Annotated in this window: 23 protein-coding genes, 1 tRNA gene and 1 pseudogene; 6 read left to right on the forward strand and 19 right to left on the reverse strand. The window is 41.1% G+C overall.

Features of this window, described 5'->3' with window-relative positions:
* Positions 1–20 precede the first annotated feature (20 nt).
* Together ACVHUV_RS01180 and ACVHUV_RS01185 are read left to right on the forward strand one after the other, a co-directional pair.
* Complete coding sequence (locus ACVHUV_RS01180; RefSeq protein ID WP_462085845.1) at positions 21–1,076, forward strand: PseG/SpsG family protein; 1,056 nt, start codon at positions 21–23, stop codon at positions 1,074–1,076.
* 24 nt (positions 1,077–1,100) lie between these two features.
* Positions 1,101–1,289 (forward strand): SE1832 family protein, encoded by a 189-nt coding sequence (locus tag ACVHUV_RS01185; RefSeq protein ID WP_462085846.1) that lies wholly within the window; start codon positions 1,101–1,103, stop codon positions 1,287–1,289.
* 199 nt (positions 1,290–1,488) lie between these two features.
* On the opposite strand, the gene ACVHUV_RS01190 is transcribed toward ACVHUV_RS01185, so the two are convergent.
* The 8 genes from ACVHUV_RS01190 to ACVHUV_RS01225 all read right to left on the reverse strand — a co-directional run bounded on the left by ACVHUV_RS01190 (position 1,489) and on the right by ACVHUV_RS01225 (position 8,128).
* The gene (locus ACVHUV_RS01190; RefSeq protein WP_462085847.1) at positions 1,489–2,940 is read right to left on the reverse strand and encodes a phospholipase D-like domain-containing protein; all 1,452 of its coding nucleotides are present in this window, start codon (positions 2,938–2,940) and stop codon (positions 1,489–1,491) included.
* Between the two features lie 288 nt (positions 2,941–3,228).
* Positions 3,229–4,413, reverse strand: coding sequence for an IS66 family transposase (gene tnpC, locus ACVHUV_RS01195; protein WP_462086837.1), 1,185 nt, complete (start codon positions 4,411–4,413; stop codon positions 3,229–3,231).
* Positions 4,403–4,801 (reverse strand): IS66 family transposase, encoded by a 399-nt coding sequence (locus tag ACVHUV_RS01200; protein ID WP_462085665.1) that lies wholly within the window; start codon positions 4,799–4,801, stop codon positions 4,403–4,405. Before ACVHUV_RS01200 ends, tnpC begins: the two co-directional genes overlap by 11 nt.
* Positions 4,802–4,840: 39 nt before the next feature.
* Positions 4,841–5,200, reverse strand: a complete 360-nt coding sequence (tnpB, locus tag ACVHUV_RS01205) for an IS66 family insertion sequence element accessory protein TnpB (RefSeq protein ID WP_317946914.1) — start codon at positions 5,198–5,200, stop codon at positions 4,841–4,843.
* Complete coding sequence (tnpA, locus tag ACVHUV_RS01210; protein WP_317946915.1) at positions 5,190–5,525, reverse strand: IS66 family insertion sequence element accessory protein TnpA; 336 nt, start codon at positions 5,523–5,525, stop codon at positions 5,190–5,192. Before tnpA ends, tnpB begins: the two co-directional genes overlap by 11 nt.
* A gap of 449 nt (positions 5,526–5,974) precedes the next feature.
* Positions 5,975–6,520 carry an RNA polymerase sigma factor gene (locus ACVHUV_RS01215; protein WP_317944651.1) on the reverse strand — a complete coding sequence of 182 codons (546 nt, stop codon included), beginning with the start codon at positions 6,518–6,520 and terminating at the stop codon, positions 5,975–5,977.
* Between the two features lie 84 nt (positions 6,521–6,604).
* Positions 6,605–6,889, reverse strand: a complete 285-nt coding sequence (locus ACVHUV_RS01220; protein ID WP_462085848.1) for a hypothetical protein — start codon at positions 6,887–6,889, stop codon at positions 6,605–6,607.
* A 3-nt stretch (positions 6,890–6,892) separates the two neighbouring features.
* Complete coding sequence (locus ACVHUV_RS01225; RefSeq protein ID WP_317944652.1) at positions 6,893–8,128, reverse strand: hemolysin family protein; 1,236 nt, start codon at positions 8,126–8,128, stop codon at positions 6,893–6,895.
* Between the two features lie 166 nt (positions 8,129–8,294).
* On the opposite strand from ACVHUV_RS01225, the gene ACVHUV_RS01230 reads away from it, so the two are divergent.
* Positions 8,295–9,692: a dipeptidase gene (locus tag ACVHUV_RS01230; RefSeq protein ID WP_462085849.1), complete on the forward strand. Its 1,398-nt coding sequence runs from the start codon at positions 8,295–8,297 to the stop codon at positions 9,690–9,692.
* A gap of 72 nt (positions 9,693–9,764) precedes the next feature.
* Here the strand turns inward: ACVHUV_RS01230 and ACVHUV_RS01235 are convergent, their stop codons facing one another.
* The gene (locus ACVHUV_RS01235; protein ID WP_462085850.1) at positions 9,765–10,370 is read right to left on the reverse strand and encodes a nitroreductase family protein; all 606 of its coding nucleotides are present in this window, start codon (positions 10,368–10,370) and stop codon (positions 9,765–9,767) included.
* Between the two features lie 178 nt (positions 10,371–10,548).
* Here ACVHUV_RS01235 and fakB point away from each other — a divergent pair, with 178 nt between their 5' ends.
* Positions 10,549–11,391, forward strand: a complete 843-nt coding sequence (gene fakB / locus ACVHUV_RS01240; protein WP_462085851.1) for a fatty acid kinase binding subunit FakB — start codon at positions 10,549–10,551, stop codon at positions 11,389–11,391.
* A gap of 37 nt (positions 11,392–11,428) precedes the next feature.
* On the opposite strand, the gene ACVHUV_RS01245 is transcribed toward fakB, so the two are convergent.
* From ACVHUV_RS01245 to ACVHUV_RS01290, 10 genes and pseudogenes are all read right to left on the reverse strand, one after another.
* Positions 11,429–11,920, reverse strand: coding sequence for an amidase domain-containing protein (locus tag ACVHUV_RS01245; protein WP_371390884.1), 492 nt, complete (start codon positions 11,918–11,920; stop codon positions 11,429–11,431).
* A 103-nt stretch (positions 11,921–12,023) separates the two neighbouring features.
* Entirely contained in the window at positions 12,024–12,779 is a 756-nt protein-coding gene (locus ACVHUV_RS01250) for an SDR family NAD(P)-dependent oxidoreductase (RefSeq protein ID WP_317944661.1), read from the reverse strand.
* A gap of 303 nt (positions 12,780–13,082) precedes the next feature.
* Positions 13,083–13,658: a M23 family metallopeptidase gene (locus tag ACVHUV_RS01255; protein WP_462085852.1), complete on the reverse strand. Its 576-nt coding sequence runs from the start codon at positions 13,656–13,658 to the stop codon at positions 13,083–13,085.
* 256 nt (positions 13,659–13,914) lie between these two features.
* Positions 13,915–14,091: pseudogene (locus ACVHUV_RS01260) on the reverse strand (class I SAM-dependent methyltransferase); the annotation flags it as partial.
* A gap of 137 nt (positions 14,092–14,228) precedes the next feature.
* Positions 14,229–14,705 (reverse strand): DUF2691 family protein, encoded by a 477-nt coding sequence (locus tag ACVHUV_RS01265; protein WP_462085853.1) that lies wholly within the window; start codon positions 14,703–14,705, stop codon positions 14,229–14,231.
* Between the two features lie 144 nt (positions 14,706–14,849).
* Complete coding sequence (locus ACVHUV_RS01270) at positions 14,850–15,656, reverse strand: S-layer homology domain-containing protein (RefSeq protein WP_317944667.1); 807 nt, start codon at positions 15,654–15,656, stop codon at positions 14,850–14,852.
* Between the two features lie 452 nt (positions 15,657–16,108).
* Positions 16,109–16,834, reverse strand: a complete 726-nt coding sequence (locus ACVHUV_RS01275) for a hypothetical protein (RefSeq protein WP_462085854.1) — start codon at positions 16,832–16,834, stop codon at positions 16,109–16,111.
* Positions 16,835–16,837: 3 nt separating this feature from the next.
* Positions 16,838–17,296 (reverse strand): protein-export chaperone SecB, encoded by a 459-nt coding sequence (locus ACVHUV_RS01280; RefSeq protein WP_462085855.1) that lies wholly within the window; start codon positions 17,294–17,296, stop codon positions 16,838–16,840.
* Complete coding sequence (locus tag ACVHUV_RS01285) at positions 17,265–17,876, reverse strand: hypothetical protein (RefSeq protein ID WP_462085856.1); 612 nt, start codon at positions 17,874–17,876, stop codon at positions 17,265–17,267. Before ACVHUV_RS01285 ends, ACVHUV_RS01280 begins: the two co-directional genes overlap by 32 nt.
* A gap of 825 nt (positions 17,877–18,701) precedes the next feature.
* Positions 18,702–18,774: transfer RNA gene (locus ACVHUV_RS01290), tRNA-Ala, on the reverse strand.
* Between the two features lie 68 nt (positions 18,775–18,842).
* On the opposite strand from ACVHUV_RS01290, the gene ACVHUV_RS01295 reads away from it, so the two are divergent.
* Complete coding sequence (locus tag ACVHUV_RS01295; protein WP_462085857.1) at positions 18,843–19,862, forward strand: DUF2804 domain-containing protein; 1,020 nt, start codon at positions 18,843–18,845, stop codon at positions 19,860–19,862.
* Between the two features lie 783 nt (positions 19,863–20,645).
* Entirely contained in the window at positions 20,646–21,113 is a 468-nt protein-coding gene (locus tag ACVHUV_RS01300; RefSeq protein WP_317944675.1) for a YusW family protein, read from the forward strand.
* Positions 21,114–21,141: the final 28 nt, after the last annotated feature.

Consider the following 21,141-nt stretch of genomic DNA (forward strand, 5'->3'; position numbering starts at 1 on the left):
GATTCATAGGAATAGAAAGGGTGATTCCAATCGAAAATTCAAAAAAGAAAGTGGTCGCATTTCATATTACGTGGACGGATGGAAAAGGTTCGTACCCTGCGAGAAGGGCAGCTGTACTTGCCGAATCGATCTCTCAACAAGCAGATGTGTTATTCATTGTCGGAGAAAACTCCCCTGCCCCACCCGAAGAATGTAAAGCCATTCAAATTGGCAAAAATACCAATCTGCTACAAACGTTGCACCTCCTCAAACCAGACTTACTCATCCGTGATTCAGGTTCAACAGTCGCAGAGGAAGTTGAAAAAATACGGGAAATTGTCCCTTCCATTTTACACTTCGACGACTTTGGAGATGGTGGTTTACAAGCCGATTTCGTCTTACAAACGTTATTGGAAGATGCGAATGATGGCTATGCCGATCATTACATCGTAGATCGCCAACTGTTCATAGCGGATCCCGCAATGCGTACTTATGAAAAGTCCGGATTGACCAAGCCTAAGCCCGGCCCGCTCCCCCACCTCGTCATTTCATTCGGCGAGGAAGACGAAGGCAACTTGTCTTATCGTGCACTGCGCCATGTTTCACAACTTCACATCCCGCTAAAAGTGACACTTGTGATTGGAGAGCGTTATGCACACGACATTAGTACGCTCAAGATGATGGCACTCGGAAGAAGAAATACGTTTGTCCAACAGGCACCTTATCATCTACCGGATATCTTTTCAACCGCTGACATCATATTATGTGGCTCCGGTTATACACCTTACGAAATCGCAGTTATGGGCATCCCTTGCATCGTCCTTTCCCAAAATGATTTTGAGCTAGGACTCGCATTTCCGAAAGAGCATCATGGCTTTTCTCACTTAGGGCTCGGTCGAAAAGTGAAACAATCCAATTTGCTAAACGCAATTATGGAGCCTTTATTGCACGAATCCTTGCGGAAACGTTCAATTGATCGACAGCTTGCGCTCAATTTAGGGAATGGCAAAGACAAAGTGTTGGAAACCATTTTGTATTTACTTGAATACCCGAAACGCGGTGCGAGCGGAAAAGCATTGACGGATATGCTACACTGAAGGAAAACAGTGGAGGATTTCCTCATGAATAAAAGACAACTGGAAGCAGCAATTACAGAACTGAAAATGGAGTATACGAACCTTCAAGGGGATATTGAAAAATTGGAATCTACCGGAAACGCGGACTCCGTCCATAAAGCTGAAGCCCGCCTTGCCACGATGGAAGAACGACTCGCAGAACTGAACAAACAGCTCGCCACTGTAGCAGAATAACGGTATTCTCAAGCTTACGTAGAATGAAATAGAGAGACAGACTAAACGTAACCGGATTTTTGATGAATTGAGTACATGCAAAAATTAATTCGTCCAAGTAATCGGTATCTCGTATTCCAACATAAACGAAAGCGTGAAGCAACGGACATTTACCCGAGCTTCACGCTTTTTATTTGTTAGAATTTTACATACAAAACACTCAATATGTCGTCAGTTTTAACATTTCCTGCAACTGATAAATGCCACGTTGTAAAAATGTAAATTCACTTTGATATTCTTCAAGATCTAACGTATATAGCGCGTCTTCATTTTTCCATAACCGGTCAAAGTATTGCTCAATGTCACCTACAAGTTCACTGTCATTCGGTGCAATGATCCGCAGATTTGCTTCTAAGTTGTAATTGTTCAACGTCCTTCCAGTCAAATTGGCAGATCCATTTGTAATATACGTATCCTGCGCTGTCCGTACGGTTACAAGTTTCGTATGGTATTGACCAATAACGGTATTGTACCAACGCACGTCAATTTTCCCGTCCGTTTCGTCCATCATTTTCTGCACAACGGGACGATTTGGAAGTCCGGATTTTTCATTGTCAAATGAGTTTTCATTCGGATCTAAAATCATTTCAACTTTTACGCCTCGGTTCGCTGCATCCTCAACCGCCTCAACGACTTCCGGCATGGCAATGAAAAACATACCCATTCGAATTGTATCTCCTTCTTGCGCTGTCGCAATGTCTCCTACTAACGCTTGAAGAATCTTCTTTTCCGTCAAATATTGAACTGCATATTCCCCGTCAGCTGGCGCTTTCACGTCAACACGCGGCAACAATCCGCCATTTGTATATTTCACAACCGCCTCTTCTGCTTCAAGAATGTCATTAATAATTGGACCGGACACCTTCATCGCTACATTCCCATGGAAACCGCTTGCGTTATGCGGGTTACTCGACGTGACCAATGCTTCCTTGTCCGTCACAATTGTTTTCCGGTGATTCGCTTTCACATTCATTAACACCATGTAAGAATGTAACGTCATTTTAGGCGCTTCACTCGCCATCGCGTTATCAATCCATCCTTTTGTCTCAAAATCGACCCATTTAAAAATCGTCCGATACAAACCGGAATAGATTGGCGTGGAATCCCGCAATGGATCCAACTCCGTATAGACGACTTCGATTCCTGCATCTTCTAATGCATCAAACCATTTTGACTCATATGATCCATATCCCGTGTTTAACGGATCAGTAATATAAATGATGTCCATGTCAGGATGGGCTTCCTTCTTTTCCACCAATTTCGCCGTTAACGTCTGAGCAATTTTAGGAAAGTCAACATCTTCATCCGAATAATGGTCCATTAGAAAAAAGTCTAACACGATGAATGACTCCGCCTCTTCAATCATCTTATAAATTTCGTCAAAAATCGTCAGCTCATGCACCATGCCGTCACCTTCTTTGTTTTGAGCAAACGTCAGGTCCGTAAACATCTCCACATCATCTGTCCAGTGGATATCACCCTGATAGTTAAGCCCTTTCGGCAACGGCTTATATGTATGCCAACTGATGACGCCGACATAGACGAATAAAAACAACAAAACACCCATTAACACAAACCACTTCGGCCGTACCCACTTCCGTCTCTTCTTCATATTCATCAACCTCGTTTTCTACTCCACTCATACCCAACAATCAGGAGTTAGCAAACTAGCAATATAAAGAAAGTACAACCCAAATTAGTCAAATGCATTGCTGCGCGTCAATAAATTCTTCAACACAATTCTCACCGCGATAAAATTGAGTTGCATTCAATCCGAGGCATTTCCGCATAAGTCGGGTAAACGCCGCATAAATCCTTCAAACTCAGCATAAAACGTAAGCGTAAAAGGATCTGCACCTGTTTTTCCGGGTGCAGATCCTTTATTTTAGTAATGAATCCTTTAATTTGTAGATAGGTAACATTGCTCCGGCAGCTTTTTCGACCAAGGGAACAATTTTGCAAGCTCATTCACATTGTTCTTATCAATGTTAGGAAGCGTTTCATAGAGGTGAACTAGATAGGCTAAGACATTTAACTTATTCTCTTTCGCCGACTCCACGATACTATAAAGGATGGCAGTAGATTGAGCCCCTTTTGGAGTAATCGAGAATAGTGAGTTTTTCCGTCCTAATACAAATGGTCTGATTGATCTCTCTGCTCTATTGTTATCAATGTCGAGTATTCCATCTAAAAAAGGACGCAGTAACTTCTCTTTTTGATTGATTCCATATTTAATTGCTTTACCTAGTTGGCTTTTCGGTGTGACTATTGGTTGAATGGATTGAAGCCATGCGAAAAAAGCCTCTGCGAGTGGTAAACTTTCCTTGCGGCGCACCTTACGGCGCTTTGCGAAAGATTGAGAGGTGATTTTTCTTTCAATTTTATAAATCTCTCCAATTTTCATAAGTGCTAATTCTGAAAGAGTGGGCGCTTCTTTCTTGTTCTTTGGGGCAGCTTTTACAGCTTTATCAAAATAACGCCTTAAGTGTGCCCAACACCCTGAGAGACTAACGTTTTCCAACCCCTCATAGCCTGAATAGCCATCTGTATGAAGCGTTCCCTTAAAATTTTCCAAAAAGAGTTTTGGATTAGTAGCGCTTCGAGTTGATGAATATACATATATGGCACATGGAGGCCCAATCCTCCCAGTCCTGTATAACCAAATATATGACTTCGAAGAAGGCTGCTTACCCTCTTCGTACAAAACTTGTTGTGTTGACTCGTCTGCATGAAGTACTGGAAGCGATAAAATAAATTGATGCATCGCAGAGTAGAGCGGACGAAGTAGTTCCTCTGTAGAAAGGACTAACCAATTGGACATCGTCTGCCTAGATAGATGAACACCCAATTGGCGAAACTGTGCCTCCAACCTATGTAGTGGCGTGGCATACATATACCTTTGCGTCACCACATAAGCAATCGCTGAAGGTGATGCCATGCTTTTAGGAATGACAGCTTCTGGCATTGAAGCTCTTACAATTGGTGTATGAGTATTCTCTTTCTCGCATGTTCGACAAGAGAAAACGTCACGTTCGTGTTGGACAATCTCTGCGCGAGCAGGGATGATCTTGATTTCACGGCGGATTCTTTTTCATCACATGCATAGAATGACCGCAATCTGAACAGGCCTGCTCCTTTAAGGGCAGGCTGTGGTGAACGACTGTTACAGGTAGCTCATTGTTTAGGCTTTCCCGAACTTTTCGTTTCTTTTTTTTTTGATTGTAAGCTTTTGAAGTTCCTTGCACTGTCGTATTTTCCAGGGTAGAAGAATGTGATGTTTCCTCACCAAAAAGTGTCAATTGACCACTCGGAAACTTCTCACTTGAAGCTCCGAATTGGCGTTGCTTTTGTAATCGAAACATCTCTTCGTACCTAGCTATGATTGCTTTTAGACAGAGTAGTTCCTCTTCAAGAGCCGCAATCTTTGTATCCTGTTCAGTTAATTGGGGTGAGTGATCATTTAGGTTTCTCATATTATAAATATCGACATATTTACCATAATCTTTATGCGGTTAGACAACTTTTTTTACATTCATTTTCGGAAATACTCTTCCGTCTTCCAATGTTAACCCTTCAAGTAACCAAATTAATTGCCTAGGTGTAATTTGCATGGTCTCATCTTCTGGACCTTGCGGCCAGTTAAATGTACCGTTTTCGAGTCTTCGATAGTAGAGCCAAAAGCCATTATGATCCCAGTGAAGGATTTTTATTCGGTCCTGTTGGCGATTACAGAAAATAAAAAGGTTCGAAGAAAAAGGATCTAATTCAAAAGTTTCTTGTACACGAGCTGCTAGACCGTCCATTGAAAGACGCATGTCAGTTGAGCCGTGTGCGAGGAAAACACCTTTCACCCCCTCGAGATTAATTCGCATCTTTTAACACCTCCACAATCTCCAATAGAAGTGTTCGATCGAATCCCGGAGGGACCTCTATATATAAACCATTTACATGAACATTCATAGAAGAGGACGGCAACTCCATTGTAATAGCTGACCAAGTATTGGGTTTTCCAGTTCCATAAACTTCTTCTGGATAAAGTCTTCTTCTAGCGTTCACTAGTTGATAATAGGTGACTTCATCTTGCCCCCTGATCCATTCTGACATGGTCATACCGCTATCCTTCCACTGTTCAATAATCTCAATCCAGCGAGCATCTTTTTCATCATGTATCGCGGATGGATTCGCTAATTCTGACAATCTCAAACACCTCTCTGTTTCTAAAAGTTACTACCAGTATTGCATGGACAAACAAATAGAATAAGGTGTATTTCGATTAACGCTTACCATAAAACGGACAAACAACGCATACTTCTACTAAACGCGGCATAAATAGGCTAAAACGCCGCATAACTCCCGCAAACGCCGCATTCCGCTTATCTACCAAACCTCTAATTTGTAAAAAGCATTGCTGCGCGACTTCAATCCCCTCAACAAATTCCACCCGCGGTACAAATCAACTCTAGCCAATCAAACGATTTCCGCATAAGTCGGGTAAACACCGCATAAATCCCTCAAACACGGCATAAAACGGACAAACAAAGCATACTTTTCTCAAACGCGGCATACATAGGCTAAAACGCCGCATTCCTTAAAATAATAAAATTGCCCAAAAAGAAAAAGCATCGGCATGAAGCCGACACTTTTCGTTACGCAATAACATATTCCCGCACCGAAGAATCATCCATCATTAAATCTTTTAAATACTTTTTCGCGCGGAACAAGCGGGATTTCACAGTTCCGATCGATACTTTCATCATTTCTGCAATCTCAATTAACGAGTATTGATGGACATAAAAATACTCAATCGTTGTCCTATAAATCCCGTCTAACTCGCCAATCTTTTGTTGCACCATGCGTTGAATGTCACTTTGCTCAATCATTTCGACAGGCGTCGGATTATCGCTGGGAACCAAATCGAGAATCGGAACGTCCAATGTATCAGGTTGGTTCATAACGTGCTTACTTCTTCGCACATCTTTACGATAACGATCGCGGAATGTATTCATACAAATCGTTGTCAACCAAGCTTTCATACGATCAACACTGTCCATCTTTCCACTGTAACGGACAACTTTCACCCACACATCTTGCATGAGATCTTCCGCTTCTTCTTTATTACGTGTCAATTTTAAACATAAGTGATATATATAGCGGCCGTATTGTTCATACAGCTCTGTTAAATCCATTTTCATCAGTAACGCCCTCCGTTTTGTAACTGTTACCCTTATTATCAGCAAAAGCCCCCTTACAATCTATCGCTTTCCCTTTCACTTAACTTACAAAAATGTAAGTAATGAAAAGCGAAGAGTGGCGTTCAGCTGCGACAGGCGATGGCCGACTAAGAACGCCACGTCCTGTGGCAACGTCGGCACTAACACATCCTGTATGTCGGAAGAAATGAACGAAAGGCGCTCTTTGCCTTTTGCTTCATTTCCGAAGCGACCCGAGCAGCTGCCACTCGGAGCTAGACACTTGAAAAGCGGAGGACGCTTGTTAGCAAGAAAAAAAACAAAAACAAAAAATCCCGCAAACTCGGCTTTCACCGAATTCACAGGATTCATCTATTATTCTTCGTCTGTTCGTTTCGTAATCTTCATTTTTACAATTCGACTGCGATCCATTTCCATGATTTCAAAAAACAGATTTTCGAATGTAAAGCGCTCACCCGGTTCAGGTACGTGACCGAGTTCCTGCATGACAAATCCCCCAATTGTTTCATGGTCTGACGGTAATTCTACATCGAACATTTCAATGACATCCACGATTTCCAGTCGACCGTGACAAACAAGTACAGATTCGTCTTTTTCATAGACAAGTACCTCTTCGTCAAAGTCTGTTTCATCCTCGATATCCTGACCAATCATTTCTTCAATGATGTCTTCATGCGTCACAATGCCAAGCGTGCCGCCGTATTCATCCAAAACAATTGCCATATGCTTCTTTTTTGCTAACATCAACTTGAACACTTTCTCAACACTAGCCGTTTGAACAACAAACAACGGCTCGTTATCCATCAACTCGGACAACTTCTTTTCTGGATGGATTGACCATTCAATGAGCATTTTAGAATAAAACACGCCGACAATCCGGTCAATGCTTTCCTCGTAAATCGGATAACGGGTATAAAAGTGTTCGAGAATGGTGTCTCGCACTTCTTCGTATGTCGAGTCAATTGGCAAACCAATGACATCTGTACGGTGCGTTTCCATAACGTCTGATACATCTTTTTCAGGAAAATCAAGCACGCCTTTTAACCGTTGCGACTCTTCCTGTTCAAATGTTCCCTCCGTCGAAGCAATATCTACCATGGAACGAAGCTCTTCCTTCGTCAATGTCGCTTCCGTCACAGTCCCTTTTGAGATAATGCGGATAAACACATTTGTAAACATCGCAAGTAACGCCGTTAACGGAATAAGTATTTTTACAAGGATTGTAATGACTGGAGCTACTATGTACGCGACCCGGTCTGCAAATGTTGCTGCTATTGTTTTCGGCAAGACTTCACCAAAGATAATGAGAACGACGGTTAATATCCCCGTCAATACACCGACTTTTAAATTCTTATCAATTGCGATCATCGTAACAATTGTCGGCATCATAATATTGGCAATATTATTCCCAATTAGAATCGCCGTAATCATACGATCTGGCTTCGCGATGAGGTTTCTTACGGTAATTGCCTTGCGGTCACCTTGCTCGGCACGAAGTTGTACCTTCATTCGGTTGACTGCAGTGAGTGCCGTTTCACTTCCTGACAGGAAGAACGACATGAATAAAAAGAACCCTAGTGCTATAAACAAAAGTAATTCCTCCAGGATTTTCTAGTCTTCAACAGCTTGTTCTTTTTGTAACTTTTACATATCATAACATACTTATCCGTCACTCGTCCGTTAGAATCACTCGAATCCTTTTCTACATGCTATACTGTTTCTATTCACGAAATAATAATTGAAATGAGGGATTAGAGTGGATCAATACCAACAACTTGATACGTACTTCACATCTAAGAGGGATGAGCATTTGCAACAACTAACAGATTTCCTTCGCATTCCTAGCATTAGTGCACTGTCTGAACACAAAGTGGACATGCAAAAAGCAGCTGAATGGTTACAGCATTCATTCGAACAAGCAGGCTTGGAAAACACTTCAATCGACGCAACTGATGGTCATCCAGTTGTGTACGGTGATTGGCTTCATGCGGAAGGCAAACCGACAATTCTCTTCTACGGACATTATGATGTCCAACCGGTTGACCCGTTGCATCTTTGGGAAAGCGGTCCTTTTGACCCCGAAATCCGCGACAATAAATTATATGCACGTGGGGCGAGCGATGATAAAGGCCAAGTGTTCATGCATATTAAAGCAGTTGAAGCGTTAATGCATGAAAACGGTAGCTTGCCAGTGAATATTAAATTCATTATTGAAGGTGAAGAAGAAGTCGGTAGTCCGAACCTCGAAAAATATATTGAAGAAAACAAAGAGAAATTGGCTGCGGACATCATCGTCATTTCTGATACAGGCATGTACGGTCCTGGAAAACCTGCAATTTGCTACGGGTTACGCGGTTTAGCCGGTGTACAGATTGATGTTAAAGGTGCAAAGGGCGACTTGCATTCAGGGCTTTACGGTGGCGGTGTACAAAATCCGATTCACGCTATTTCTGAAATACTCGCGTCTTTCCATGACAAAGAAGGCACGATTGCAGTCGATGGCTTTTACGAGGATGTACGGCCGTTAGCGGATGAAGAACGTGCAGCGTATCAAGCTCTTAATTTCGACGAAGAGGCACTTAAGCAAGAAATTGGCGTGGAAGCATTATTCGGAGAAAAAGGCTATTCGTATTTAGAGCAAACGTGGACTCGCCCTACACTTGAAGTAAATGGCGTATTTGGTGGATTTGCAGGCGAAGGCATTAAGACGGTTTTACCCTCTGAAGCGGGGGCAAAAATCACATGCCGGCTCGTTCCTGACCAAGATCCTGAAGATATCGTGAGAAAACTAAGAGCCCATATCGAAGCACATAAGCCTGCAGGCGTAACCGTAACGGTAAGTGAATTCGATAAAGGAAAGCCCTTCATCACACCATTCGACCATCCTGCAATTCAAGCAGCAGGCAAGTCTTACGAAAAAGTGTACAACGTCCCAACTGCATTCACACGCATGGGTGGCTCGATTCCAATCGTTGCTGCATTTGACGAAATTCTTAACTTGCCTGTCGTGCTCATGGGCTTCGGACTTGCAAGCGAAAACTTCCATGCACCAAACGAGCACTTCCATTTAGAGAACTTCGATAAAGGACTTCGTGTAATCGGGGATTACTATTGCGAGCTCGCACACTTCTCAAAAGACGCGTTAACAAAATAAGTTTTTTCTTGAATTAACTAAAGCCGCGTGCCAGCAAGTGAATTGCAACTTGTCTGCACGCGGCTTTTACACTTATTGTTCTACTTCAACGCTAGTCTCTTCATCTTCCATTCCATAATAGGTAACAATTTCTTCTAGTGGTGTACGTGTGCGGGGTTTAGGAATTTCATCAAAATACCCGAATTGCAACATGCTCATGATCCGTTCCCCCGGCTTTACACCGAGCTCTTCGCGGAATTTCGGGTTGTCCAAGAAAGGTGGTGTTTTCCAGCACGTACCGATTCCTTGATCCCACGCAAGAAGCATTGCGTTTTGAACAAGTGCGCTTGCTGCCGCAAAATCTTCAAGACGCTCTTTTTGACGCGCATCTTCTTGAACGATGACGAAAACGACCGCTCCGGCTGCGCTAAACTTCTTCATCTGTTTTTCTAAGTCCTCATCCGAAAGCTCTTTCCACTTTGGCACTCCGTATTCTTTCAGCACATCTAACACTTTGGCATATTGTTTATTCGCAGCGACGATGAAGCGCCACGGGTTGCGCAATCCATGAGTCGGTGCCCAAATTGCATCCTCTAAAATACTTGTTATATTTTCGAGATCAACCGGCTGACCGTTAAAGTTTTTAATCGAACGACGGTTAACAATTGCATCCCTAATCGACAATGCTTGTTCATTCATAATAAGAACTCTCCTTTAAAACATACTATTCACCATTATACATGATTTGAAGTTTCGTGGAAATGTAAGGGACGATTAGGATTTTCTCTACCAAAATGCCCAAATACTATTTCATGAAATTACTTTCTGTAGTATAGTAATGAAAGAAGTGAAAGTTTCGAAAAGGATGGCTGACGTAATGACAAAAAAACCATTAGCATGGATAACTGACAGCACTGCATTTATACCAGAAGAATTGAAGCAACACCCTGATTTTTATGTAATCCCGTTAAATATACATTTCGGGGAAAAGCAATTTATTGACGGAGTTGACCTGACTTCTGCAGAGTTATATGAGCAAATAAAAAACGCAACAGAGTTCCCGAAAACCTCTCAACCTTCAGCTGGAGAATTCGCGGAAAAGTTTAAGGAAATCGCGGAAAACTATGAACAGGCAATAGCCGTGCATTTATCGAGCGAATTGAGCGGAACATTGGCTTCATCTATCGCAGGGTCAGGAATTGCAGATTTCCCGATAACATTTGTCGATTCTCTTTCCCTCTCTTACGGTATTACTGGATTGTTGGAAAAAGGAATGGAGTTATACGAAGACGGCGCTTCTGTCGAAGACATTAAAGCACAACTCGACAAGATGGCAGGAACTTTGAATAACTACATCCTCATGGGACAACTCGAGCAATTGTACAAAGGCGGACGCATGAATGGCGTACAGTTCTTCCTCGGAAGTTTGCTTAAAGTCAAACCGGTCATTCAAATTACGTCTGAAGGGAAACTAGAAGCAACTGACAAAGTCCGTTCCGAAAAGAAAGCGCTTCAATATTTAGTCGATAAAGTGATCGAAGCGCATCCTTCCGGCCAAGGAAAAATTTATCTCATGCAAGGAAATGTATTAGAACAAGCAAACCAGTTAAAACAAATGATTCAAGAAAAAGCGCCTCAACTCGAAGTCGTTATCGGGGATATCAGTTCCACGCTCGCAGTACATGCAGGAGAAGGAACGCTTGCGGTATTGTGGTATTAAAATAAGACGGATGCCTGTTGAGGTATCCGTCTTATCATTATGAAAACTGGTCGTTTATTTTAAAGAAAACGTACTTGGCATTTGGGGAGTATGCATAGGAGTCTTTGTAGTCCCATGTCCGATGAAACGCGTCATACGTATGTGCATTGACGAGTGGAACATTCCCCATTTTCGCCGTCACAATCGTTGTATGATCAAAACGACCGTCTCCTTGGAAATCGTAGCAAATGACATCTCCAAGATCCAACTCCTCCGCCGAACTGACTTGTTTAGCTGTTAACCCTTTTTTGGAGCCTGCTAAATACCAACGCATCGAATGAGCGACCGCCCAACTGAAACTCCAATTTCTGTTCCCACGTTGTAACCACCAGCCACGCTCTCGATTTGGCTGCCCGTACATCGGAGCACCTCCAGCGAGTAAACATTGCGAAATATAATTCGTACAATCCACATCGAACGACGGAAATGCCGGATTGCGACCATTCCACCATTCATCCGCATACCGAACCGCAGCCTCTCGATTGTACATATGCCTACCACCCCCTACTAACAGCGTATGAACATACATGTGAGCCCATGCAAAAAAAGACCCGTTTGCACGGATCTTCTTCTTGCACAGGCTGAGCGACAGCTTATCGCAACATGATTGACCCACCGTCAACCATGATCGTTTGTCCTGTAATGTATTGGGAGTCTTCGGATGCTAAGAATACTGCGACACGACCGATGTCTTGTTCAATATCACCGAAACGACCCAATGGAATTTTACTTCGTACCGCTTCGTAATACTCAGGCTGCGCTTTCGCCCAAGCTTCAACGCCTGGTGTGTTTGCAATCGGGCTAATAATGTTGACGTTAATGCCAAATCTGCCCCACTCATTTGCCGCTACGCGAGACAAGCCACGGATCGCTTCTTTCGCAGCCGCGTAAACACCTTGTGTCTCATGTCCTGCAAGGCCTGCTCCTGACGCGAAATTGATGATATTCCCTTTTGTTTCTTTTAAGTATGGAAGTGCCGCTTGCATCAAGTAGAACGTCGGATAGAATCCTGTACCGAATGATAAGTCAAGGTCTGCTTGTGTTGCATCTTCAATCGTCATTTGCTTAGATGCATGCGCATTATTCACTAACACATCCAACTTACCGTATTGATCAATCACTTTCTCAACAATTTTACCTAAGTTTTGGTGATCCATTAAATTTGCTTGAATGAATGTGGACTTTGGAGAAATCGTTTGTAATTCAGCGACCGTCTTTTCACCGGCTTCTTCATTCAAATCGACAATCGCAATTATTGCGCCTTCTTTCGCCATTGCTGTTGCCATGCCGCTACCAATCCCACCAGCTCCGCCGGTAATGATAACAACTTTTTCTTCTAATTTACCCATTGTTCCATCTCCTTTTCAAACTACTGTAGTTATTTTAACATTAAAAAGCATGACTTGTACATTACTCTAACTTGTAGTATGAAGTATGTGCTAGCTAATTTATTCATTACAAAAGCGTTTGTTCGAGTTCGTATAGAAAGGAGAGTAGGATGACTTCTAGACACTATCGTACTATTTTGAAACGCACTTTTTTATCCACCTATTCTTTTCCCATCTGCAAGTGCAGCTCCAGCAATTAACCCGTTTAAGTAAATGGCTTTGGACACCGTCATTTTCCCCTCTCTCATTTCTTTCTCATGTTCATCAGAAGAAAATACGCCAAGCTCTCGTGCATATTGATACACATTCGCCAATTCTTCTCGTTGACGTTGGTTGAGTTCCAACATGATCTCCTCCTTCCCTATCGGCAGTACAATCGGTGGCGAAGCCCAATCGATTTAACTGCTCTTGCACAACCTTAACTGTAGAATCGATGATATATAGAGCAGGGTTCACGTGATTGGCATAACCGCCCGGCCACGTCCCTTTACTCATTTCAAAGTGCAGATGAACGCCCGTTGAATTTCCAGTGCTCCCTTTCATGCCAATGTACTGACTTTGAGAAACGTATTGTTTGGTCGATACGGCTATTGTCTGTAAATGCAAATACGCGGTCTCCCATCCATTTGGGTGTCGTATGACAATATAATTGCCCGCAGTGGCATGTCCCCACCCAATATAGCGAACATAGCCACTAGCCGCTGCCCAGATTTTATTATTCGTCGCCGATCCGTAGTCAATTCCCCAATGCGGTCTCACACCTTTGTTCGTTACCGGATTCAAACGCGCACTACTATAAAGACTCGTAATATAGCCTTCACATGGCTTCACAAACTGCATTGCTTCAACTCCTTCCATCCTTTCGATTTACTAAATGAAAGACTGTAACCTTTCACTATACTGCTATAGTATTTATTCACTACTGAATCGTGCCGGCTTTGTGGAATCGGTGACACATTTGGCTGAAGTTTTTAGTAAATGAGCAAGTTTACCCTTGATGCAATGAATTACACGAAGAAGTTTTGCACAAAAAAGATCGCCAAAAGACGACCTTCTCTTGCTAAAAAATTGGGCACTATTCAAAGACAGCGCGCTCTTACTCCATATGCGAATAAGTAAGAATACTCACAATATCTCCAAAAGTAATCTTCATGTTTGGCGCACAAACCAACGCGGAATCTATGTTAAATACTTGAGAAAAAAGAAGCTCGGCTTCATATTGCTTCTGTGCTTCTTCTGATGTGACCCCTCGATTTATCAAGCCTCGAATAAAATTAAATTGAGTTGGAATTAATTTTATCACTCATAGCAAAAAGCAATTAGATAGTTCTCCGGTTAGCGGAGCATCCCATCCAGTAGATAACTAGCTAAATAAACGATCCATATGCTATTCACCATAATTTTTCTCGCTCAATCTTTCGGCAGCCATCCCCATACAGCGGCAATTAGATTTTCTCTCTCCATAAACTTAATGCCTTCATAGCCCACAGATTTTGCTCGGTCAACAATATTCAAAAGGAGTTGTTTATCCCGAGAGTAGACAATTACTTGTGCTGAATCACTGACGATTAACCCCAGTTTGCAGGTACTCTCCATGAACTCTTTTTCATCCGTAATTTCTACCACGCTTTCTAATGAAGGAAATGCTTTTATGTCGGCGAAAATTAACAGGTAGTCTTCACTAGAAATATGATTCATAAATGTCGATCCATCCATGATCGCATCTGTTTCTCCAAAAAAAGGAGCACCGAGTCCACTTACTGGATCAGAAAAATACGCTTCTTCCGGAGCAACTGACCAATACCAAGATGGGTCTACAATGCCCTCGAAAATCTCATACAATTGTTTACCGAATTCATTCCTTATATAAAACAATATCCCTTCCAATTTTCCATCCCCCCCTTTGGCTAAGTAAAGAGACTAAAAAGAACCTTACCAAACTTAACTTGAGAAGGTTCCTTCTAATGAAGCGTGCGGTTTGAACTGTTGGCTTTCACGTAGTTAGTGAATTTGTTTTTCTTCTACGATTTTTCACTTCTCACAAGCCCATCCGTCATTGTCCCGATCATGTTTCTCTGCATAAGCCGGGTGACCTAGACGAACACCATATGGATAATACACACGCATTGCTGTACAGTTAGCAAATGTTGTTGGGGCATCCGGGATGACATACGTACCCGAACTTAAATCCGGCTGTGGCTCTGGCTTAGGTATAGCAGGCGTTGTAGGTTGAGTTGGCTGTCCTCCTTGCATTGCACGCGCAAGAAAAGCTGATATTTGCCCTTTTGTTAGTTTTTCAGCAGGTCTGAATGTATGATCTGCGAAGCCTGTCGTGATTCTAGCTTGGATGATTTTTTTAACAGATGAATACGACGCAACGGAAGGTGACATATCTTTGAAACCGGTAGGAGATTCAACGCTTAGATTAAATGCTCGCGCTAAAAAAATTGCCATTTGACCACGGTCTACCAATTCGTCCGGTCGAAAAGTTCCATCTGAATAACCTGAAATGATTCCAGCTTTTACAGCCGAATTAATATAACCAGAAGCATTATGATCTGTTGGTACGTCTTTGAATTTTGTCGCTCGCTTAGTTCCATCCAACCCCACAGATTTGGAAACCATAACGGCTACTTCTGCCCGCGTTACCCGTTCGTTCACGCCATATATCTTACTTGCACTGACAACACCCTTGTCTAGCAAATATGAAATCTCTTGATAAAAACCATGTGATGTCGGCACATCAGAGAAGACTACGCTTGCCGCTTCTCCTTTAGAAAAATTCAGACCAGATAAAACCAAAATCAATAGTAAACTGGATAGTAAAAACTTTTTCACGCTGTTCCCCCTCCATTTATTTTGTTTATAGAAATTCTTGCTGTGTTCTTCCCTATTCTCCTCTATTCGCCATTTATATATATATAGTCCTTCTTACAAATTCAAATATTTTCCACGATGTGTGGATAACCATAAACAAACGAGTGGTTACAGTATGAAGCTATCTCACGAGCTGTCCAGTTACATTTTCATCATTCAGTCTGCTCTCGGCACACGACGAGTGTATACACAGGAAATAGTAAGTAAACGAAGAAAAGAACCGTGTCAAACATTCATTTGACGTGGTTCTTTGCAATGGAGCAAACCAAGTTCGAACCGGTGATCTCCACACTCTCAGTAAGGTGTCCGAATTAACACAGCATACAATAAATTTTATTATATCAACGATTATTATTATATCCGTCGAATCATTTACTATGATTTTATTCTTTTTATGTGATTTTACATCAGCGTTAACCAGCATTCATCATGTTAGTGAGTTCATGTATACCAATTGGTTTAAATAGAGGACCTAAGTCAAAACTATCTAGCTTTATTTTTATCTCATCACTATGTTCTGGACACACGAAAAAAACCTCATGACTAATACCTCGAGTATTTAATTTAGATTTCAAATACTCCATGTATTTTATTTCCTTACATCCAATACTAGCTGGTTGAACTTTACATTCGTAAAATTCACCGTGATAACCATTCCAATATCCAAAGTCTACCGTTGACCTATTAGCACAATTTTCATTCGTTGCATTAGTACATCTATAGATAACCTCTTCCACCTTAGCGCTAGGCAAATTGATATCAACCCTGGCGCCCCAGCCATAATTTTTCTTACCTATATTTGATGAGCCACCGAAACAACCAATTACCAATGCTTCAACCATTGCACCACGGAGATCGCTTATTTCTTCGTTGCTTTCGCAGCCTTCAAATGCTTTTTTAACAATAGCAACCAGTTTTGTAGTACCACTAATCCTCTCTATTCTATTAACCCATCTATCTAATTGGTCATTTATATTTTGCATATCCCATCTCTTCGAAGTTTTGATTAACGAACAATACTGTGTAACATAAGGTTTTCTGTTTTTAAAGAGATCCGCAAATTCCTTTGCAGATTCCACAACATGGCTAGAAATTGTGTAGTCCATTCTTTCAAATGTAATTAAATCTATGTTAGACAATTTTTATTCCTCTACTATTTCTTTAGTCTTCAAATTAGCTTCCATTGTATTAAGTACATCAATAGTAGGTAAAGTGAAGATAGGTAATCCCATTCTAGCCATTGTACTGCTTACACATTCTCTAACATAAGGAAGAAGTAAAGGAACAACTTGATTATATGCATACTCTTCAAAGGAAGATTCATCTATTTTCTCTCTAGTTAAACACAATCCTCTGTATGTAATTTCAAAATTAAAAGGACCATCTGTTATACCGACTTCAGAGTGTAAATAAATATATGCTTCTGAATCAGAAATAAGTTTAACTTCTCTATTTAGAGTAATCTTTACTTCAAGCTTTTCCCCTTCATTATGACCTTTCTTACCTAAACTTTCATTTTTACTGCAGTTCAATTTAATCAATTCAGCATCAAACAATTGGACACTATTCTTAATAGTTTTGTAATACTCCAAAATTCCCATAATTTACCCCCTGTAAAATAAAAAATGAAGAGTCTGCACTAAAAGTGGACTCTTCATACTTCGACATATACTCATAATTATCCTTTTTATTCGGATAACTATTTGAAATTACTCTTTTAGATGGTTCGTATATATAAAAATCCCACTTCCCATCTTGTGTTTCGCAATTTACAGTTACAGCTATTTCTGTAGCTGCTTTAATATATTCAGGCATGTCATTAACAATATTTATTAAAGTTGATCGCACATCATCAGGATATTGAAAATCCATCTCTTCTTCGAGAATATACATGTCGTACTCAATTTTAGAGATCAATTCTACGTTATCAGGGAGATGTAGTTCAGCTAAGCTTTTAAGAAAGGGTAATCCTTTAACTATAAACCACTCTAGAAACAACTGTTTATCTTTACTCAATTTGGTCTTATCTAAGGATTCTATCGATGAGTAATCAGAAGAATTGGTGACTGAGAAATATTTAGTGATAGCATCTGCATACATACTCAATAATTCACTAATTACTTCATATTGTTTAGTTGTATTGGATGTTTGACACTTTACACCATACCACTCTCTACTCATTTCGATTACCTCCAATTTTTAATTACTTATGTATACTACTTGATTTTTTTTTTGTACGCAAGCAATAATAGTTGTCTTGATACTTTATTTCCTCACAAAATATTTATGTACTTACATTTTACAGCTTAGCAAGATGTATTATGCACACTATACAAATAATTATTAAATCAGTGACCTTGTATAACAATAATATAATTTTCAAGCAATTATTTCAACCATTAATCTAATTTTTGTTATTATAATTTTCAAACATTTTAAACAAAAGGGAGTTTAATATATAAAAACACCTAAAAACATTTATTAATAAAACATAAATTCACAAAAAATATTATTTTAACACTTTTATATTAGTAATCGATTTTATAATTATAATGGTTAAGTACCTAGATGCTGAAAACATTAAATTTCAAAAAACATAAACAAATTGCTAGTTAAAAATTACTTATAGATGACCCTTAAGCAATTGAAAAATATCTGAATCATGAGTTATAAAATATAAATAAGAAGCATTACCCGGTGCGTACATCGTTCCAGGCAAGCAGACAATCTCTGCGCATACAGAAGAACGGAAAGGGAAATACGCCTACAAGGAAAAATGTGGAAGTAAATATACATTCAAGAGATTTTTCAAAAAATAAGGAAAACTAAATAATTTGTTAATTAGTATAATTCATTTTACTTTGCTTCCCATTTACAATTTTAAGTGTTTTTATTTTCTCCAGTTATACAATTTTACATCAACAGTCACTTTTACATCATGAATAAAGTTTTCTTCAAAAGAAAAGAACCCTTATTCATCAAGGGTTCTTTTCGTATTATTCATTATGGAGCATACCGGGTTCGAACCGGTGACCTTCACACTGCCAGCGTGACACTCTCCCAGCTGAGCTAATGCCCCGACTATCTGCTATACTATAAATTATAACAATGACAGTTGTAAAAGACAATAGATTGGGGGCTTTCTCCTTGCAACATGCTGAAAGGGAAATTACGGGTCCTGTTACACTCTGCGATAAGAAAGGAATGTTGAATCCTGAAGCAATCGGCTTCGCTCGACGTCCTTTTGTAGAGAGTAATTTGAAGGGACATTTCATGCGCAAAAAGAAGTGGAATTATTGGTGTGTGTTCGGTGAGGACCTTCTATTTTCTGCGTCCATCAGCCATTTTGATTATGCAGCAATCTGTTTAGTTTCTATTTTCGATTACGAGACACAACGTTCCTATGAAAAGCAGGTTGTGTTGCCCGTTGGCCGGAAAGTGAGAATGCCGGATGATGTGCTTGGCAGCGTGAAGTTCATCAACGAACGGATTTCTGTTCAACTTGTGCATATTCAAGGAGAAACGCACTTATCTGTAACCATTCAGGATTTTGATAATGAAGTGCTGCATGCCGATTTGCATATCGAACATCCCGAACAAGATGATTCCTTGAATGTTGTCATTCCTCGGAAGCGAGATCTGTTCCAATTCACAGCGAAAATGCATAGCATGCCGACTACCGGTTTTGTAAAAATCGGGTCCCGACGCTATGATTTTAATCCAGATTATAGTTTTGCCGTTTTGGATTACGGGCGCGGTATATGGCCACGGAAATCAGAACGATACTGGGCTTTGGCTTCTCAACGGTTAGGCGGACGTCGAATCGGATTGAATTTGGGTGCAAAGTGGACAGAAGGTACTGGCATGACGGAAAATGCAGTCTTTGTCGATGGAAGGATGACAAAAATTCATGAAGATGTGATTTTTACGACCGACCCTCTACATTTCATGACACCCTGGATCATTCGCACAAAATTTACTTCGCAAGTGGATCTTTCCTTTACACCATTCTTTGAGCAAACGTCCAACTTGAATGCCCAATACGTCAAAAGGATCGCGAATCAATTCGTGGGTTATTTTAACGGCACCGTACAGCTGCAAGATGGCTCTACGCTCCGCATCCGCCAAATGCTCGGATGTGTGGAAGACCATCGGGTAAAATGGTAAATGAACCAACTGGCTTCATGCTAGTTGGTTTTGTTTTGCCTTTTTTCTCCATGAATCAAGCACACTATTTTCTCAACTTCCAATGTGAGATTTGCTTTGAGAAGGCTAAGAGCATTTAGTTAGATTTGCATGGTTAGGGTGTTACTCATTACTACACTTACTCGTCGTAACACAACGGAAAACGCTCATAACAGAATGCTCGCCCCGTATCACAAGGTAAACCGCTCGTAACACAACGTTAGCGCGTCGCATCGCAACGTAAAGCCGGCGTATCACAATGCTCGCTTCGTATCACAACGTAAACCCCACGTATCACAACGTTAGCGAGTTGCATCGCAACGTAAAGCTGGCGTATCACAATGTTCGCTTCGTATCACAATGTAAACCGCTCATATCACAACGTTTACGTGTCGCATCGCAACGTAAAGCCGGCGTATCACAACGTTAGCGGGTCGCATCCCAACGTATAGCCGGCGTATCACAATGCTCGCTCCGTATCACAACGTAAACCGCTCGTATCACAACGTTAGTGAGTCACATCGCAACGTATAGCCGGCGTATCACAATGCTCGCTTCGTATCACAATACTAAACCGATTCCCTCATTAACAAAATTCATGAAGATGCATGCATTCTACTTCCATTGAACCCATACATGCGGATTCATATTAACTTTCCCGCCTTCTTTCATTCGCGATTCCCCAAAAAGGTCTTGAGGTGTTGGGTTTAATTTTCAAACGGGAAGGAAAATACTGAGGAGAGATTACTTTGGGAGGTTGCTTACATGAAGAACATAGTGAAGTATGGCGCAGTGTTGGTTTTTGCGTTGCTCGTGTTAGGGGCTTGTGGGTTTGGGAAGGATCCGGATGATCGGAACCGGGAGGATGCGACCGTTTTGCATGAGAATGAGAAGGAAGGCGGTTCGTTGGAGACGGGGAATGGGTATGGCTTTGATCAGTTTGAGCTCGAGATTGAGGTGGATGGGCATGATATGATTGAGGCGAAGTATAAGATGGATCGCAATATGGAGACCATTTATAAAAATCAATTGGCCGGTATTGACTTGAAAGATGATGAGGCGATGGTGAAGTTGGATGAGATGTTCATTGACATCCTCTTCACGAAAGATACTTCCAAGCAGGAAGCGATCGATAAGTTGTTGGAGTGGTTCGGCGTGGATACGTATACGGAGTTTGACTTAGAAGTGTATTTTGATGATGGAACGATTTTAGATGTAGAAGAGAAGCACTGACACGAAACCCGCTTGCCGATGCTGTTCG

This window comes from Sporosarcina saromensis, from assembly GCF_054901285.1.

Bases quoted from the DNA above. Each gene is read 5' to 3' on its own strand.
- ACVHUV_RS01185 (WP_462085846.1), top strand. From the start codon at position 1,101: ATGAATAAAAGACAACTGGAAGCAGCAATTACAGAACTGAAAATGGAG.
- ACVHUV_RS01190 (WP_462085847.1), bottom strand. From the start codon at position 2,940: ATGAAGAAGAGACGGAAGTGGGTACGGCCGAAGTGGTTTGTGTTAATG.
- ACVHUV_RS01200 (WP_462085665.1), bottom strand. From the start codon at position 4,801: ATGAGAAACCTAAATGATCACTCACCCCAATTAACTGAACAGGATACA.
- tnpB (WP_317946914.1), bottom strand. From the start codon at position 5,200: ATGCGAATTAATCTCGAGGGGGTGAAAGGTGTTTTCCTCGCACACGGC.
- ACVHUV_RS01215 (WP_317944651.1), bottom strand. From the start codon at position 6,520: ATGAAAATGGATTTAACAGAGCTGTATGAACAATACGGCCGCTATATA.
- ACVHUV_RS01220 (WP_462085848.1), bottom strand. From the start codon at position 6,889: ATGAATCCTGTGAATTCGGTGAAAGCCGAGTTTGCGGGATTTTTTGTT.
- ACVHUV_RS01235 (WP_462085850.1), bottom strand. From the start codon at position 10,370: ATGAATGAACAAGCATTGTCGATTAGGGATGCAATTGTTAACCGTCGT.
- fakB (WP_462085851.1), top strand. From the start codon at position 10,549: ATGACAAAAAAACCATTAGCATGGATAACTGACAGCACTGCATTTATA.
- ACVHUV_RS01245 (WP_371390884.1), bottom strand. From the start codon at position 11,920: ATGTACAATCGAGAGGCTGCGGTTCGGTATGCGGATGAATGGTGGAAT.
- ACVHUV_RS01250 (WP_317944661.1), bottom strand. From the start codon at position 12,779: ATGGGTAAATTAGAAGAAAAAGTTGTTATCATTACCGGCGGAGCTGGT.
- ACVHUV_RS01255 (WP_462085852.1), bottom strand. From the start codon at position 13,658: ATGCAGTTTGTGAAGCCATGTGAAGGCTATATTACGAGTCTTTATAGT.
- ACVHUV_RS01280 (WP_462085855.1), bottom strand. From the start codon at position 17,296: ATGGGAATTTTGGAGTATTACAAAACTATTAAGAATAGTGTCCAATTG.
- ACVHUV_RS01285 (WP_462085856.1), bottom strand. From the start codon at position 17,876: ATGAGTAGAGAGTGGTATGGTGTAAAGTGTCAAACATCCAATACAACT.
- ACVHUV_RS01300 (WP_317944675.1), top strand. From the start codon at position 20,646: ATGAAGAACATAGTGAAGTATGGCGCAGTGTTGGTTTTTGCGTTGCTC.